Genomic DNA, 16490 nt, shown 5'->3' with positions numbered 1-16490 from the left:
ACCGCAACTTGTCAAAACATGAAAAAAAATAGCCCTCCATCTGACCAAAAAAGGTCTGGTGGAGGGCTATTTTTTTGAAACTCTATTATTTTATGTTGTTTTTATTCGCTAAAATCAAAATGATTCCAGAGTGTGGGGAACCCTAAAGGGTTTCCCAACACTCTGAAAAAAGATAGCCTATATAGGCTATCTTTTTTATTTTATTTAATTACTAGCACCACTATATGCCACATGTCGTTTCTCAATTCTCTCTTCAATTTCTTTCATATTTTCTTTATTATTTAATAGTGATTGTTTATTTTCAATTAATAATTGTTTAAAAGATTTTCTCACTTTTTTTCTCATTTTCATTGTCCTCCTTGGGGGATGGTTTATATAAAAGATAAAGAATTATCTGTGTGTTCTTATAATAATTGATTGTTGTGAATTTTATTTGAACTTCATATGAAAATTCCGTTTATTTTCTGACAACTTTGTGAACACGAAAAAAGAGACTATCTAAAACTATGTTGAAATTAATTCACTTCATTATAAAAGTTACTATTTTCATCAACTTTTATCATTATACCTTGTCGAAACATTTATATATTTAAAATTGAGTTCGACATAATTTTATTTACTATAATACTGTTTACAAAAACAAAAAGAAGGTGTTGCATAAATCAAAGCTCGACTTATGCAACATCCCTCTTTCCAAACTATTTATAGCATATTTATTAATATTTCAGGTCTTCCCCAATTCATTTCTTCACAAACAAATCTAAGTTTTTCTCCATCCATTGTGTGTAATCCCTCTTCTAGTGAACATGAAATTGGAACTTCACAGTGAATTTGTGCTAATTGTAACGAAATATTTAAGTTCTCTAAATCACTTTCAATCTTCGTACGCTGCGCTTTTGTTAATGATTCTACATTTTCTAGTACAGCGGATACTGTTCCGTGCTCTTGAATAAGCTTATACGCTGTTTTTTCACCGATACCTTTTACACCTGGATAATTATCACTTGTATCTCCCATGAAAGCTTTTGCATGGACGATTTGCCACGGCTCTATACCTTTTTCTTCCATGATTTTCTCCGGTGTGTAATATTCGTAATTTCCAATTCCTTTACGCAGAAGCATAACTGTAACGTTCTTATCAACAAGTTGAAGTAAATCTGTATCACCAGTTAAAATATAAACTTCAGCTTCATTGCAATATTGTTTTGCAAGCGTACCGATACAATCATCGGCTTCGTAGCCTTTCATACCGATAACTGGAATGGATAATTTCGCAGTCATTTCTTGTACTAAATCAAATTGAGGAATTAATTCTTCTGGTGGCGCTGCACGATTTGCTTTATAATTCGAGAACGATTCTGTTCTAAATGTCGTACTTCCCATATCCCAGCATGTAACGATATGTGTTGGTTCGATCGCTTGCGTAGCTGTTAACAAGTGTTTCATATAACCATGAATCCCGTTCGTAGGTGTTCCATCTTGTCGTTTCATAAATTGTCCGTAGACACTTGTTGCGTAAAAAGCACGAAATAATAGTGCCATACCATCAACTAATAATACTTTTTTCATAATTCCTCTCCTATTAAAAAAATAATAACCTCACGTTATCACGTAAGGTTATATAAATAGATTACCATTCTACGTTTTTGCTCAACTTTGTCTATTATACATTGTTTTTGTATATTTAGCACCATTAACACATTAAGACATCCTACTACAACATGTATGCAATATGCCTGAATACGTATTTTTCCCAGTAGAAACAACGACAGCCTTTGCATTTCCACTAACAATATGCGAACCTTTAAAACATACATTTTCAAGCTCAAGTGGATTATAATCTTTCATCCGTTTTAATGGAATAAATCGTTTACGTTCAAGGTGATAGCAGCTTTCAAACTTCTCTATACTCGCTTCGTTTCCCGTTAACACAGACTCATTTACTAATAAATCATCTGCATAAATAATACGTACATCAGCTGGCACAGCATCTCCAGCCGAAAGAAAAATCATATCTCCAGGTACAAGTTCTTGCACTGGTATCTCCATCATTTTCAGTTCACTATTTAGCCCTGTACTACTAGAACATTCTACTCTAGATACAGTAATCGTTTCACGTTGTAATTCATCACACACACGTTGTTTTGAAAAACCTGGGATCATGCCACCAAGCTTTATCATTACTTCTGCAAGAAGTGCTCTTTTTGAAGTTAGTTCATTTCGGCCATATACTTGAATACGTTTTTGTGCCTCTTTCATTGATAGTCCGTCTCTTGTTGTTTTAAAATATGCAAATACAGATTTTACATCTCTTGTTGCAATTTCAATTAATAAATCTTTATTTTTTTGAAGCATTGTTTGTTCTTTTATTGATTTTTTACTTAGTTTATATGACGTGTTACCCACAGTTTTGTTTGCATATAACATATTATCGTCTCCTCCTTTACAACATAGGAAGAAACGCTTTGTTTCTCAATTTATCCACTTTACTGTGAAAGTGTCTAGCGCTTTATAAACGCTACATTGTGATAAATATAGAGGGAGGAACAAGTCGTTTCCTGCCTACATCATATATTTTTGATTTGAAGTATATGGGTAACGGAACCGAGTCAGAATTTGACATGCTCCTCACCTCCTCGTTTAATTTTATAGTTTATACTATGAAATTACTCATAGCTTGGTAACAAAAAAGACCCCTACCCTTAAGAGAGTAGCGGCCATTACATACACAAATAAACGATTTCTAATATAATTAGAAATCTACGGACCTCTCCCTCACCGAGTTTTAGCACTGTATAGCATAGGTACATTACCAGCTACGTTAAGAAAAACCTTAATTCGATCATTCCTGTTGACCCATTGGCGTCTCTCGACATTTTTGGGCAGTAGCATTTCTCTATACAGGAGCCTCACCTAACAGAGACTTATTTTCATTACATTGAAAATGTTACTCTTATTTAAAATAGATGTCAACCATAGCCTACAATTTTTTCAAAAGGTATGGCAAACTAACGTAAAGTTTTTAATAAGTTATACAGCCAGCAATTACAATCCCAATTGAAAGCGATAAAAACATAAGAAAAAGACCGACTGCTTGATTATCTTCTTCAAGACTTTTGTTTATATTAAAGCGCGGTGTAAGCCACTCAGCTAAATAAAAAACGATAATTTGAGCCAAAATCCCAACTGCTCCCCACGAAATCATATCAAGAAGTGAAATTGAATTAGCTGCTGTCGAATATAAAACAATAGCTAACCCAAGTAATCGTCCTCCAAGCACATAGCTTACCGCCTTATTCCCTTGAGCCATTAACTTAAATTCCTTAACTTTCGTTGTCACTTCCATCAAGAACAGACCTATACATAAAAGGCCGAGTGTTACTGCTAAATATAATAAAAAATTAATCATTTTTTCCCCTCCTTTTTATACCTACCGGTAAATAGTACGATTCATTTCCGGTAATCTTTTCTCCCGCACGAATACCGATACTACTCGCTTTTCCAGCAATTAAAAACGAACCAAACACATATGACAGTTTCTCGATCCCTTTTTCTGTTTCCAAGGATACGACTGGCAGTTCGGTATACTTTTGAAATATCGGCAGTGACGCTTTATACGTTTGGTGTGCATTTTGAAGCATAATATTTTCGTCTTTATCGCGAATCGTAATTGTATCTCCTTCTCTCCCAAATGAAGGTTTTTGAACGAAAGAACCTTTGCCTAAAAATAAATCTGGTTCTAAATATGTAGGTAACATATATTCTTTAATCCACTGTTGTTCCTCATTTGTATAAAAGGCCTCTTCTTCTGCTAACCCCCAAATAAGACACTGAATTGATTTTGGCTGAAGTAAAAATGCTGACAAAGGATTTATTATAAAAAGCTTTCCGGCTTTTACAAGTTGTAACAGTTCCACACCTACCAAATCTCCTGTTTCAGGATCTTGATCCTCAATTAAATCTTCTATCGGATATGTTTGGCGATATAAAACATCAATCTTTGCCCCATCTTTATCGACTAGAGCATCCTTTGTAATTCTAAGTTCTGACATTGGCACTACTTTATTTTCAACATGGCATAGCTGACTTAAATACATAGTGGTATTCCAATCCTCGATATGTTCATGATGTGCTGTAAAAACAACATTTGGATTATCTAATCCCTTTGTCGCTTCCATTACTGCTTTCGTTACACCAGAAGCTAGCAATCGTTCTTGATCCGAGTTTGGATCATCATAGCCTAGATTTTTACATACTTTCCCATTCATTTGAAAACATTCCACAATAAAAGTTGGTGTATCACTATTAAACTCAAGCATTTTGATTTTGTTATCCTCTGTTACAGCAAAATCAAATCGCGAAATTACAGATTCAGGATAAAGCCCTTTCATTCTAATGAAAGATAAACTCGCGGATGGAAAGCCAAGATCTAGAAGCTGTTCGTCACTTAAATTACGCAGCAGTCTAGCAGTCTTAAAAAATATTTTCCCCATTCGTTCAGTCGCTAAGTGTAATTGGTCCAAAGTCTGATTTGTTATAGAAAAAACATGAAACAAACTATACTCACATTCATATAAATCCGACCAAAAATTCGGATATTTTAAATAAAATTCTTTTCGATCCCTTATGTATTGCGACATATTTTAGCCCCCAAATCCTCCCTTTGAACCGCTTCCAATTCCACCTTTAAATTCAGCAGACGATTGATACGATTTAAACGCCGATGAATTTTTAAAGGTGGACTTATTTTGATAGTATCGCCCACCATAGAAATAATGCCCACGATAACCTGAACTACTATCATCACACTGCCATACCCCAAGTTCATCATCCCAATCCCAATCAGAACAACTATTATCATTCGGTTTTGGGGGAAGATCTTGTGCGCAGCCAAATAAAGTGCCAGTCATTAAAGATGTTACGACACCACCTACTAGCCATTTCGTTTTTGTCACCTTCGCACTCCCCTTTTTAAATTATATTTCTATTATATAAGACGGCATGATAAAGTAGAAGAAAAAGGAAGAAGAGGGATTAAATGCGCTTAGAATATCGACTTAATGATGAAACAAAAGGGTATCCTGCTTTATGGAACTACGCAAATATTTCTAATTCTGAAATTATCGCACGCATGACTTGTGAATATTTTATTAAAGAGAAAAATACTTATGTTGTTACTGCAACTTCGGTTGATCCAGACGGAACAGCAGTTATTTATATTCAAAAAGAAGTTTTCGCAAATGACCCTTCAGACCCTACATACTCCTACATCGGTTTTGAAATTAGAGAACTAAGTGAAACGAGTTCAAACATAGTAGATAGTCAAGATGTATGGAACTACGAAGAAATTTTACCATCTCTTCATTCAGATATTATATATATTCAGCGAGACGGCATGTCTATGGAATTCTCCTTGGATTCAAGAGAGATTGATGAAGACAGAAAGTGCTACATTTATTACGGAAACTTCACAGGTGAATCAAGATAATATTGATATATCTATGCAACAAAAAAACCTTACGTATAAAACGTAAGGTTTTTATATAGCCCCACATATGCCGTTCTCTCTAGATGTCCATAAACCTGCTCTCACAGGTGGATGCTCTCACAAATGTTTGTAACTTCCTTCTTAAAAAGATGGCATGTTAGCTACATTTAAATATTGAACTTCCATATTAAACTTATTGGTTTAAGACATGCATAAGCTACGTACACCGTAGGAATTTTATATAAGGTTAGTTGAAATAAGACCCCCGCACGTGCCGCTCCTCGTAAATGTCCAAAAACCCGCTACTCGCAGGTGGATGCCCTCACAGTTACCGTACATCTTCCTCCACAAGGAAGGCTTGATGATGGTCGCTAAATATTGAGCTTCCGTATAACTAACATCGGTTTTAGACATAAATAAGTTACGCACACCGCAGGATGTATTATTTACTTGTCGTTATATTATCACATTGTTTCTAATGTGTAAAATACAAAGTTTTTCGAGCAATCTCTTGCTTGTGACCTTATTTTAATACAAATTATTTTTGCATGCAAGTGATTAATCTTCTTCTTTTGCAATTTGATTTTCTGGATAAGAAATCCAATCACTCCAGCTACCTGCATACAATTTAACATTTTGGAATCCAGCCAATTTTAATGCAACGATATTTGGACATGCCGTAACACCAGAACCACAATATACAATGGTTTCCTTATCTTTCAACAGGTTTTGGAATCGTTCTTGTTGCTCAGCTTCATTCTTAAATTGTCCTGATTGCAACATTCCATCCTTCCAAAAATAGTTTGCTGCTGTCGGAATATGTCCTGCTTTATGATCGACAAGTTCCTCTACACCAGCATAACGTTTTGGCTCTCTTGAATCAATTAACGTAACATCTGCACCTGCCTGGATATTCTCTCTTACTGTTTCCATCGATACAAGCATATGATCTTGTATGTTTGTTTTAAATGTTTTTCGTATAACAACAGGAATTTCAGTTGTTGTCGGTAGTCCATTCTCTTTCCAAACCGGGAAACCACCATCTAATATATATACTTTCTCATGTCCTACATAGTTACATAACCACCATAAACGAGCAGCATTTGCACCAGCTTGACTGTCATACGCAATTACTGTCGTATGTTCATCAATACCAACCTCCGAAAGCTTGTCCGCAAACTCTTCAATGCTTGGCAACGGATGGCGGCCACCATGTTCTGCTATAGGACTTGATAAATCTAAATTCAAATCAAAATATAACGCATGAGGAATATGTTCTTCTTCATACTTTTCTCTACCCCAATTAGGATTCGCTAAATCAAAACGACAATCGATTACACGGACGTTCTCATCTTCTATATGCTCACGTAACCATTCGACTGTAACTATCATCTTTAACGACCTTCTTTCTCTTGTAAACGACTTACATACTCCATAACCATTTCTTCTGTAACATATTTACGCTGCAAGGTAACACCATTTTTTGCAAGATCATTAATTTGCTTTGTTACAACATTAATGACATCAACCGAAAATTCTTTCCCATTTGACGCAAGAGATACGGCTGCTTCAATAGCTGCTTCACGCTGCGCATCTAATTGTAAACATGCTTTTACACTTTCATTTTGTTTACGAGAATGTGCTGTAATTGCTTTATGTACTTCCATCTTCTCTTCCCCCTAAATAAGTTATACGTTCTAATTCAATTCCATTGCAAGCCGAATCATATCACGGCATACAATCCCATTTTCAATAATCTCTTCTTCATAATGCTTCGAAAAGTAATCAAAATCAATAGAAAAAATACGAAATCCACATTTTTGATATAAAGCAAGTTGTGAAACACTAGAATTACCTGTACCAATTTCAATTTTGGACATACCATATTCCTTAGCTGTTTCTACAGCATGCTTTAATAGCTTCTTTCCAATACCTTTTCCTTGCATATGTTCTACAACTGCAATATTCATGATTTCCATCGTCTTCGGCCTTGTTTCCAAAAGAACATACACACCGATGACGCTGTCCCCTTGCTTTGCTACGTATGTTAACCCTCTTTGTACATATGTAGCTATTTGCCGTTCACTTGGATCAGCAAGTAGCAATAAAGACTTCGGTATAGCCTCTTTTAAAATACGTTCTATTACAAAAGACATAAAAAATCCCCCCATCTCTATTGTTCTAAACCCTCCTTGTCTACCATAAATAATAGAAAGGAGGGATTCACCATGGACAACAATGAGAAAAAATGCAACGTCATCTCTATTGATGGAAAGAAGAAGAAAAGCGACACGTATTCCTACCCAAAATTAGTAGTAGAAAACAAAACATATGAATTTTCTTCATTCGTCTTATGCGGTGAAACACCAGATGGCAGACGACTCGTTCTTACTCATATGATTTCTACCGATGAATTTGCTGGATTTGTCAAATCTTTAGATACTGTACTGCAAAAGAAAATTGAACGAATCTTTTTCTCATAACGACTATATAACATAAATTTCTTTTTCAATCTCTACTAACTGTTTTTGCAATTGTTCTTTACTTTGTTCATATAGAGATACATCGATCGTTTCAGCCAATGCAAACAATATACTTTCATAATAGTTCATCACATCTTGTTGCATCACTTTTTGGAATAAGTTCCACTTCATATCCCATTCTTGCTTATAATGATGAACAAATAAATCTTTTTCATCGGCTACATAGTTTGATACGAGCGGTTCTAATACAGATTTAGCGTCTTCTTGCATAAAAGCTTTGTCATTCTTTTCAAAAAAGCTTTTCTCATTTTTAAAATGTGCCAGTGCTTTTTTGAAATCTTTTATTTCAACTGAAGGGAACGGTTCTTTATGTGTAATATCTTTATATTCATACTCCACTGTTCCATTCATAGAAATTGATTGATTTTCTACTTTACAGTTCACTACAATTTCGTCCTTTGCACGCTTCATCGCTTCGTCTATCCATTTTTCAAGACGTAATGATGTCGCACGCATTTCTTGTAATAAATCATGCTGAATAAATGCTACCAATTCCATAACACACTGTTGCAATTGTGTTTTCACATTTCCATCCGTTCGAAGTGACGCCGGATTAATAAATTCAGTAAACACATCGTTATAGCGTAGGAATAGACGCTGTTGCACGTAATAAAGCAACTCTTTCACTTCATTTTGCATCGCCTGTTCTTCAGCAAGTACACTATATGATGAAATAATATGAAGTAGTTGATCACGCTCTGCTTCATATTTTTTCGTTTGCTTCTCTTTCTCTTCATTCCCCTGCTTTGCACCATTTATCATGTTTACTAAAAGCTGATCTGCCCCTTGCAACGCACCATATAGAGCATGCACAGAAACAAGCATTAAATCTCTCATCATAAAGGACGTAAATGATTCCTCAAACTTAGTAATTCCAGAGTTTTGTAAAATACCATACTTCTCTTTTTCAACATTCTTTCCTTGTTTCTCTTCAAGCGCACATAAACTTGAAATTGCAAATAAACGCGGATTTCTAATACCGTATTGCAGTAGCTGATCTGCGATATAACCTTTTACCATTTCAAGTTCTTCTTCAGACTCTGCTAAATCCGCCGCATTAATTAAGAAGAACATTTTATCAAGGGCAAAGGTATCCTTTACACGACCAAGCTGAATTAAAAATTCACGATCAGCACGAGAGAATACATGGTTATAATATGTTACAAATAAAATAGCATCTGCGTTTTTAATATACTGGAATGCAACATCCGTATGGCGAGCATTAATAGAATCCGCTCCAGGTGTGTCTACAAGCGCTACTCCCTGCCTTGTTAAAGCACAATCATAATAAAGCTCCATATACTCAACGAAGCATGATTTTTCTTCATTCGCTACATAATCAGAGAACTCTTCTAATGTGACTTGTACTTGTTCTCCTAAATAAGTAGAAACTGCATCATACCCTTTTTGTACCGCTCGTAAGAAGCTAAATGTTGTTTTTTGCTTCCCAGTCGGTGAAGGATATTTCATAACTTTATCAATTTGTGCTAACGCCTCATCTAACGTAGTAATCTCATAATGAAACAGCTTATAAACAGCTTTCATATCTTCTAATAGAGCTTGCTTTGATTTGAATTGAACCATTACTGTTCCGTGTGGTTTTTCCTCTGTAACCGGCAAAATTTGATTAATCGTTGCCGTCGTCGGATTTGGTGATACAGGAAGTACCTTCTCACCAAGTAAGGCATTGGCAAATGATGATTTCCCAGCACTAAAAGCTCCGAATAACGCTACTGTAAATTGTTTCGTTTCCACACGACGCCTTTTTTCTATCACCTCTTGCTGTACATGTTTCAGCGCTGGCAATGGCTCTAATATCATTTCAGCTTTCTTCACTTTCTCTAATATACGCTGAATATTTAAAGCTGCCGTTCCTTTTATCTCTTCTTCATGAGCCGCTACGTTATCATTTACCATTTCCTGCTCTTGTAGTGTGAATTTCTCACTAACAATTTGTTTTTCACGTTGCAATATCTCCTCTATTTGCAATCCTTCTGGTGTAGCAACACGCTCGTGCCAAACATTTTGTAAATAACTTTCATATGTCTCTAAATTGTTACTGTATTGTAATTCCGTCTCTTTTGCCGTTTGCAACATCGTATATTTTTCAATCTCTTCTTCCATACGAGCAACTGCTTCCTTCACTTTTTGCTTTAAAACGACTGCACTTTTATCAAAAATTTGCTGTGCTTTTGTAAAATAACGTTTCTTCAGTTCATTCGCTACATCCGCTGTATAAAGAAGTAAGTAATCACCTGTGAAACCTGCACCTTGTTTAATGACTTCAGCTAACATTTCTGGTCCAAAAGCAATTTCTAAAGCATATATGTCTTTCCCAATTTCCTCCGTGAACAATCCTTCTTCTTTTAAGAAGGCTACAATAAATTCTTTCACATGAAAATCAAGTTGCGTTTCAACAGTCTTTTGAAGGGCAGAATAAAACGCCTCTACACGTCTTTGTTTTTCTTGCTCCGTCTTTCCTTTCGCAAATAGCAAACCAACTTTAAACTTTGTTAATTTCGTTTCTAAATATGCATTTGCCAATTCTCTCATTTCAAATGGCATTAAATACGCGTTATCTAATATAGCTTGTAAACCTTTTATAAATTCGTTTCTCACATGAGATTCTTTACTAGCCTCGCGATGTTTAGTTTCCGTTAGCTCTTCTTTCTTTTCAACTATTTCTGAAATCGAAAGCGGTGATGCTAACTCTTCCTCATATGTCAAAAGAGCTTTTTCATTTTCAGAAAGAATAAACGAGAAATGTTCTCCCATTAAATATTCTGTTTCTCGCTCCATTCCCTCTCTTACATACTGCTCTTTTTCTTTCATAATAGAAGTAATTAATGTTTCTAAACTTCCAATTTCATTATGTGGATGGTTCATCATTCGTAATGACGTATAATAAACTCCATCTACTTCAATATCCCAGTTAGAGAACGATTGTTTCACACTATCTTTATAATCCTCAAATGATAATTCATTTTCTTTATGTTTATCTATTTGATTTACAACGAGATAAACCGTTTTATTACGTTGTTTCAATTCTTTAACAAATTGCAAATTCACTTCCGATTGGACGTGATTATAATCCATCATATAAAAAATTACGTCTGCTAGATGTAGCGTTGATTCTGTCGCTAGTTGATGGGCATCATCTGTTGAGTCAATCCCTGGTGTATCAACTAACATAACACCCTCAGGAATTGGTGCATCATTCCGATAAATATGAACACCAATTACCTCATCGCCATCTTTACAAATTTGCTTTAATTCTTCTGCTGAATATGCACCGTCATATTCGTACTGCTCTCCAGATTTAACCGTTACAACAACACGATCCATTCCTTTTTCAATTTTGACAACGTTAGCGCTTGTCGGAATTGGACTTGTTGGTAACAACTGTGCTTTATATAGATGATTCATCATCGTTGATTTCCCTGCAGAGAAGTGACCGCAGAACGCTATCATAAGCTGTTCTTGTTTATATTTTTGAATCACCTCAAACAACTTTAAACTATTCTCTGCATCGCCGTGTTTTTGCCACTCTTCATAAAAACAAACAAGTTTTCTCATACCGTTTGTCTGTACTATGTTTGTCATCCCCTTGTTCCCCTTTATCCAAGATGTATATACTTTTCCCCGCTATTTGCGAGCTCATAACCAGTGAGAGTTATACCTACCCATTGATTACAGTTTCACTTTACTATCATACTAAATTTTCAGCATATTCTCATTAAAAATAAAAAATCCCTTTCATTCTTTTTACAAATGAAAGGGATTTTATGTCATATCACTCATTTTGCTGTTCCTACTCCATTTAAAACATACTTTGTAATAACTGCATATACAGCGACTGTACCTGCTACTAACGCATATACCATACTTACGCACCAACCTTTTTTTGATAATGATTATCACTTTTGAATACAGTTTATCATTAAAGAGAATCATTATCAACACTTTTCATAAAGAAAGCTCCTTATAAGAAGGAGCTTTACCGCCTGTTTTGAAGAAGGTTAAAACTTATTGTGCTCTCTTATTATATCTCATCCTACATAACTTAACAGTTTAAAAAAATGGAAATATCCCCTATACCCTCCATCTTACATTTTGTATAATAAAAGGGAATTACTTAACAGGGAGGAAAAAAATGACACAAAATCTCACGCAAGGCGAGAGGATACATTCCATCGATATTATTAGAGGAATAGCTGTACTGGGTATTTTTCTTGTTAACTGGCCAATTATTGCCGGGATTGACTCACGTGATATTACAGGAATTTACGAAGGGATAGACAGCTATATTCGCCTATTTTACGATATGTTTATTCAAACGAAATTTTATACAATTTTTTCATTTTTATTTGGATTAGGTTTTTATATTTTTATGAATCGTGCTGAAGCGAAGACCGATCGTCCAAAAACTTTGTTTGTTCGCCGCTTACTTATCTTATTATTATTTGGTTTCTTACATTACGTTCTTTTATGGGACGGTGACATTTTACATACTTATGCAATTACCGGTTTTTTCTTATTTTTATTTTACAAAAGAGAGCCACGTACTATTTTAATATGGTCAATTGTACTATTAAGTTTCATGCAATTGTTCACATTATTAGGTTCTCTTCTCATGTTATTAGTGCCGGTAAATGAACTAGGCCTTTCCATAGCCATTATGCCGTTAGAAAACTGGGACTTACAAATTACAGACAGATTCCATTCTTTCTATTCTGAAGCAATAAGTAACAGTCTTATTATGCTTCCTGAAACACTAGGATTGTTTTTACTCGGATTATCTGCCGGTAAAAAAGACATTTTCCGCCGTGCTAAGGAATTAGATCCAAAACTTAAAAAATGGCAAATCATTATGTTCATTTTAACATTACCGATGTGGTTTATTATGGTTTACTTCTTTATGAACAATCAACCATACACACCATTTTCACTTATGGGTATTACGATGATAAGTGGAAAGACATTGTTCATCTTCTACATTGTCACGTTAATGCGTTTATTACAAAAAGAAAAATGGCAAACAGTATTACGTCCATTCCAATATGTTGGACGAATGGCATTAACAAATTACATCTCGCATACAATTGTTACATTACTTGTATTCGGGCTATTATTCAAAAATGATTATCTTGCTCCATTATGGGTTGGACCACTATTCTGCGTCGGTTTCTACACGTTACAAATCTTTATTAGCCGCTGGTGGCTTTCACATTACCAATACGGGCCACTTGAGTACATTTGGCGTCTTGGTACTTACGGGAAAATGATGCCACTTAAAAAGAAAAGCAAGGTCTCATAACGAGACCTTGCTTTTTTACGCTTCTCTTACTGCACTTTGCATAGACACCGGCTCTTCTTTTACTTTCACTTTGCGCTGCGGCACCATATTAAATACAATATTTAACAATACTGCTGATGCACTTCCAAGTACAATTCCGTTATCTGTTAAAATACGAATGCTTTCTGGAAGTTGTGAGAATAATGTAGGAACGACTGTTACGCCAAGCCCAATTCCAACAGAACATGCAACGATTAATAAGTTTTCTTGTCTTCCAAAGTCAACGCTACTTAACATTTTAATACCATATGCCATAACCATACCAAACATTGCGAGCATAGCACCGCCAAGTACTGACTTCGGAATAATCGTTGTAATGGCTGCAATTTTCGGAATAAACCCAAGAGCGATTAACATACCACCGCAAGTATAAATAATAACGCGATTTCTTACTCCAGTTAATTGAACAAGTCCTACGTTTTGAGAGTATGTTGTATATGGGAACGCGTTAAAAATACCACCTAACACCATCGCTAATCCTTCTGCACGATACCCTTTTGTTAATTCTTTTTCACCGATTTTTTTATTGCAAATATCAGATAATGCAAAGTATACACCCGTTGCTTCTACAATCCCTACACAAGCAACGAGAATCATTGTAATAATTGGTGTTAATTCAAATGTTGGTGTACCGAAGTAAAATGGCTGAATACCATGGAACCAATCCGCCTCTCCAACTGCTTGCAAGCTTACTTTCCCCATAAATGCTGCAACGATAGTACCGAACAACAAACCTAATAGAATAGAAATTGAACGGATAAACCCATCAAAGAAACGATACATAATGATGATAAATAATAACACTCCAAATGCTAATGCTAAGTTTTCAAGACTTCCGAAATCTTTGCTTCCTACTCCACCAGCCATATCATTAATAGCGGCTGGAACAAGTGTAACTCCAATTACTGTAACGACAGACCCTGTTACAACTGGTGGAAACAGTTTTACAAGCTTTCCAAATAATTTCGCAAAAATAACAACGAATAACCCGGCAGCAATAATTGCCCCATAAATAGAAGACACACCGTATTGTTTTCCAATTGCAATCATCGGCCCAACCGCTGTAAATGTACAACCAAGTACAACTGGGAGTCCAATACCGAAAAAGCGATTTGATAATGCTTGTAAAATTGTCGCAACGCCGCACATTAATAAATCAATTGAGACTAAGTATGTTAACTCTTTTTGATTTAAACCAAGTCCGCCGCCTACAATAAGCGGAACGATAATTGCGCCAGCATACATAGCAAGCATATGCTGCATACCAAGCGATGCAATTTTAAATGGATGCTGCTTCATCGTTTATTTCACCTCCGCAGTTTCTTGCTGTACAAATGTAACTGTGCCGTTATCAAGTGATGCAATTTCTGCTAGTGATTCAACACGAACCCCTTGTTCACGAAGCTTCTTTCCTCCATCTTGAAATGCTTTTTCAATAACAATTCCAATTCCTGCAATACTTGCTCCTGCTTGCTCTACCAAACTCATTAAACCTAAAGCAGCCTGACCGTTTGCTAAAAAGTCATCAATGATTAACACGCGATCATTTTCATCAATATGATTTCGAGATAATGAAATTTCATTTGTTTCTTGTTTTGTAAATGAATATACGTTTGCAACGTACATATTATCTTGTAACGTTAACGATTTACGTTTTCTTGCAAAGATTACTTTTACACCAAGCTCTAATGCAGCCATAACAGCTGGTGCAATGCCTGAAGATTCAATCGTCACGATTTTTGTAATGTTCTCTTCTTTAAAACGTTTAGCAAATTCTTTTCCGATTTCTTGCATAAGTACTGGGTCAATTTGATGATTTAAAAATGCATCTACCTTTAATACGTCACCAGATAAAACCTTTCCTTCGTTCAAAATCTTTTCTTGTAATACTTTCATGTTTGTTCCCCCTCTTATGCAATAAAAAAACTCCAAAAGCCGCCACCACTCGTTACAAGTGAGAGACGCGCTTTTGGAGTTTCGCAAAAAAGAATGCTAAACAAGCAACTATATTCGTCCTCACTCATAGTCAAAGTATTTACGGTACTTCGGTAGAAACTTGCAGGCCATATCCCCGCGATTATATGAGTGTAGCTAACTATTTATTTTATAGAAGGATTATAACGCACTTTTTATACTTTGAAAAGCATTTATCGAAAAAACACGTACGAATTTTTAAAAACTAATATTTTCGTTCGAGTTTTACAAACTCTTTCATTCCCAATTACAACTTCGTTAAAATGATTGGCCCATCTTTTGTAATCGCAAGTGTATGCTCATATTGAGCTGATAATTTCCCGTCCATCGTTCGTGCAGTCCACCCATTTAAATCTACTTTCGAATATCGCATACCTACATTGACAATCGGCTCAATCGTAATCACCATTCCTTCTTGTAACTGAGGCCCTTGTCCTTGCTTCCCAAAATGAAAAATTGCTGGTTCTTCATGAATCTCTTTACCGATCCCATGCCCCGTAAAGTCTCTTGCAACAGAAAAACCTTCATTTGTTACATAACTTTCAATTGCATAGCCAATATCTCCTACATGATTACCGATTACCGCCTGATCAATCCCTTTATATAAAGCATTCTCAGCTACTAACAATAACCTTTCTGCTTCATCAGAAACATTTCCAACTATATACGTCCAAGCAGAATCTGAAAGACCACCATTTAAGTTTACTACCATGTCAATTGTTACAATATCACCCTCAGTTAAAGAAACATCGGCCGGAAACCCATGACACATTTCATCGTTTACAGATGCACATATCGCATATGGATACCCATTGTAATCTTTCTGTTCAGATGTGGCACCATGCTTTTTTAAATACATTTCAACAAACGTATTAATCTCTTGCGTCGTTATACCTGGCTTTATCATTTTCGCAATTTCTTTATGACATGAAGCAAGTAATTTTCCAGATTCATGCATCAAATCTATTTCATTTTTCATTTTAATTGTAATCATACTACCTCTACCTTTCCTTACTAAACCTGCTATTTGCTACTAAAATTCTATCATACACATCCTTTACCAAAATTTCAAAACCCTCTATTACAACAAGTACAAAAATATGTATCATATATTTCTAAATCAAAATAA

The 16490-nt window shown here is 35.4% G+C and carries 16 protein-coding genes, 2 other RNA genes and 2 riboswitches; of the genes, 3 read left to right on the top strand and 15 right to left on the bottom strand.

Going from position 1 to position 16490, the window contains the following annotated elements:
* Positions 1-204: 204 nt before the first annotated feature.
* From C4S65_RS26955 to C4S65_RS26930, 6 genes are all read right to left on the bottom strand, one after another.
* Positions 205-345, bottom strand: coding sequence for an FbpB family small basic protein (locus C4S65_RS26955; protein ID WP_001228048.1), 141 nt, complete (start codon positions 343-345; stop codon positions 205-207).
* A 357-nt stretch (positions 346-702) separates the two neighbouring features.
* Positions 703-1569, bottom strand: coding sequence for a 5'-3' exonuclease (locus C4S65_RS26950; RefSeq protein WP_000757064.1), 867 nt, complete (start codon positions 1567-1569; stop codon positions 703-705).
* 132 nt (positions 1570-1701) lie between these two features.
* On the bottom strand, positions 1702-2427 hold the full coding sequence (locus C4S65_RS26945) for a cation-transporting P-type ATPase (protein WP_000964946.1): 726 nt from the start codon (positions 2425-2427) through the stop codon (positions 1702-1704).
* 337 nt (positions 2428-2764) lie between these two features.
* Positions 2765-2928: riboswitch (M-box (ykoK) riboswitch) on the bottom strand.
* A 94-nt stretch (positions 2929-3022) separates the two neighbouring features.
* Positions 3023-3409 (bottom strand): DUF350 domain-containing protein, encoded by a 387-nt coding sequence (locus tag C4S65_RS26940; protein WP_000606857.1) that lies wholly within the window; start codon positions 3407-3409, stop codon positions 3023-3025.
* Complete coding sequence (locus C4S65_RS26935) at positions 3402-4640, bottom strand: glutathionylspermidine synthase family protein (RefSeq protein WP_000084937.1); 1239 nt, start codon at positions 4638-4640, stop codon at positions 3402-3404. The genes C4S65_RS26940 and C4S65_RS26935 overlap by 8 nt, the downstream gene beginning before the upstream one ends.
* A 3-nt stretch (positions 4641-4643) precedes the next feature.
* Positions 4644-4955, bottom strand: a complete 312-nt coding sequence (locus C4S65_RS26930) for a hypothetical protein (RefSeq protein WP_000169030.1) — start codon at positions 4953-4955, stop codon at positions 4644-4646.
* 83 nt (positions 4956-5038) lie between these two features.
* Between C4S65_RS26930 and C4S65_RS26925 the strand changes: the two genes are divergently transcribed.
* Complete coding sequence (locus C4S65_RS26925; RefSeq protein WP_001235523.1) at positions 5039-5488, top strand: hypothetical protein; 450 nt, start codon at positions 5039-5041, stop codon at positions 5486-5488.
* 54 nt (positions 5489-5542) lie between these two features.
* Here the strand turns inward: C4S65_RS26925 and ssrS (C4S65_RS26920) are convergent.
* The 5 genes from ssrS (C4S65_RS26920) to C4S65_RS26900 all read right to left on the bottom strand — a co-directional run bounded on the left by ssrS (C4S65_RS26920) (position 5543) and on the right by C4S65_RS26900 (position 7644).
* A non-coding RNA gene (gene ssrS / locus C4S65_RS26920) (6S RNA) lies at positions 5543-5726 on the bottom strand.
* A gap of 21 nt (positions 5727-5747) precedes the next feature.
* Positions 5748-5930: non-coding RNA, 6S RNA (ssrS, locus tag C4S65_RS26915), on the bottom strand.
* Between the two features lie 116 nt (positions 5931-6046).
* The gene (locus tag C4S65_RS26910) at positions 6047-6880 is read right to left on the bottom strand and encodes a sulfurtransferase (RefSeq protein ID WP_061666873.1); all 834 of its coding nucleotides are present in this window, start codon (positions 6878-6880) and stop codon (positions 6047-6049) included.
* 2 nt (positions 6881-6882) lie between these two features.
* A complete protein-coding gene (locus tag C4S65_RS26905) occupies positions 6883-7155 on the bottom strand; it encodes a YpbS family protein (protein WP_000451820.1) in 273 nt (90 codons plus the stop codon).
* A 30-nt stretch (positions 7156-7185) separates the two neighbouring features.
* On the bottom strand, positions 7186-7644 hold the full coding sequence (locus C4S65_RS26900; protein ID WP_016082228.1) for a GNAT family N-acetyltransferase: 459 nt from the start codon (positions 7642-7644) through the stop codon (positions 7186-7188).
* A gap of 72 nt (positions 7645-7716) precedes the next feature.
* Here C4S65_RS26900 and C4S65_RS26895 point away from each other — a divergent pair, with 72 nt between their 5' ends.
* Positions 7717-7971, top strand: coding sequence for a DUF3931 domain-containing protein (locus C4S65_RS26895; protein WP_000369740.1), 255 nt, complete (start codon positions 7717-7719; stop codon positions 7969-7971).
* Between the two features lie 3 nt (positions 7972-7974).
* On the opposite strand, the gene C4S65_RS26890 is transcribed toward C4S65_RS26895, so the two are convergent.
* The gene (locus C4S65_RS26890; RefSeq protein ID WP_086405886.1) at positions 7975-11634 is read right to left on the bottom strand and encodes a dynamin family protein; all 3660 of its coding nucleotides are present in this window, start codon (positions 11632-11634) and stop codon (positions 7975-7977) included.
* A gap of 550 nt (positions 11635-12184) precedes the next feature.
* Here C4S65_RS26890 and C4S65_RS26880 point away from each other — a divergent pair.
* Positions 12185-13348 carry a DUF418 domain-containing protein gene (locus tag C4S65_RS26880; RefSeq protein WP_086405885.1) on the top strand — a complete coding sequence of 388 codons (1164 nt, stop codon included), beginning with the start codon at positions 12185-12187 and terminating at the stop codon, positions 13346-13348.
* Between the two features lie 15 nt (positions 13349-13363).
* Here the strand turns inward: C4S65_RS26880 and pbuX are convergent, their stop codons facing one another.
* The 3 genes from pbuX to C4S65_RS26865 all read right to left on the bottom strand — a co-directional run bounded on the left by pbuX (position 13364) and on the right by C4S65_RS26865 (position 16355).
* Entirely contained in the window at positions 13364-14686 is a 1323-nt protein-coding gene (gene pbuX, locus C4S65_RS26875; protein ID WP_000809215.1) for a xanthine permease PbuX, read from the bottom strand.
* Between the two features lie 3 nt (positions 14687-14689).
* A complete protein-coding gene (locus C4S65_RS26870) occupies positions 14690-15283 on the bottom strand; it encodes a xanthine phosphoribosyltransferase (protein ID WP_000866483.1) in 594 nt (197 codons plus the stop codon).
* Between the two features lie 107 nt (positions 15284-15390).
* Positions 15391-15492, bottom strand: a riboswitch (purine riboswitch).
* Between the two features lie 116 nt (positions 15493-15608).
* Positions 15609-16355 carry a type I methionyl aminopeptidase gene (locus C4S65_RS26865; protein WP_098838394.1) on the bottom strand — a complete coding sequence of 249 codons (747 nt, stop codon included), beginning with the start codon at positions 16353-16355 and terminating at the stop codon, positions 15609-15611.
* Positions 16356-16490 lie beyond the last annotated feature (135 nt).

Source organism: Bacillus sp. ok061 (assembly GCF_900108285.1).
GTDB classification, from domain to species: Bacteria; Bacillota; Bacilli; order Bacillales; family Bacillaceae_G; genus Bacillus_A; species Bacillus_A thuringiensis_S.
The sequence above is the reverse complement of the archived record's forward strand: the minus strand, read 5'-3'. Positions and strand labels throughout refer to the sequence as shown.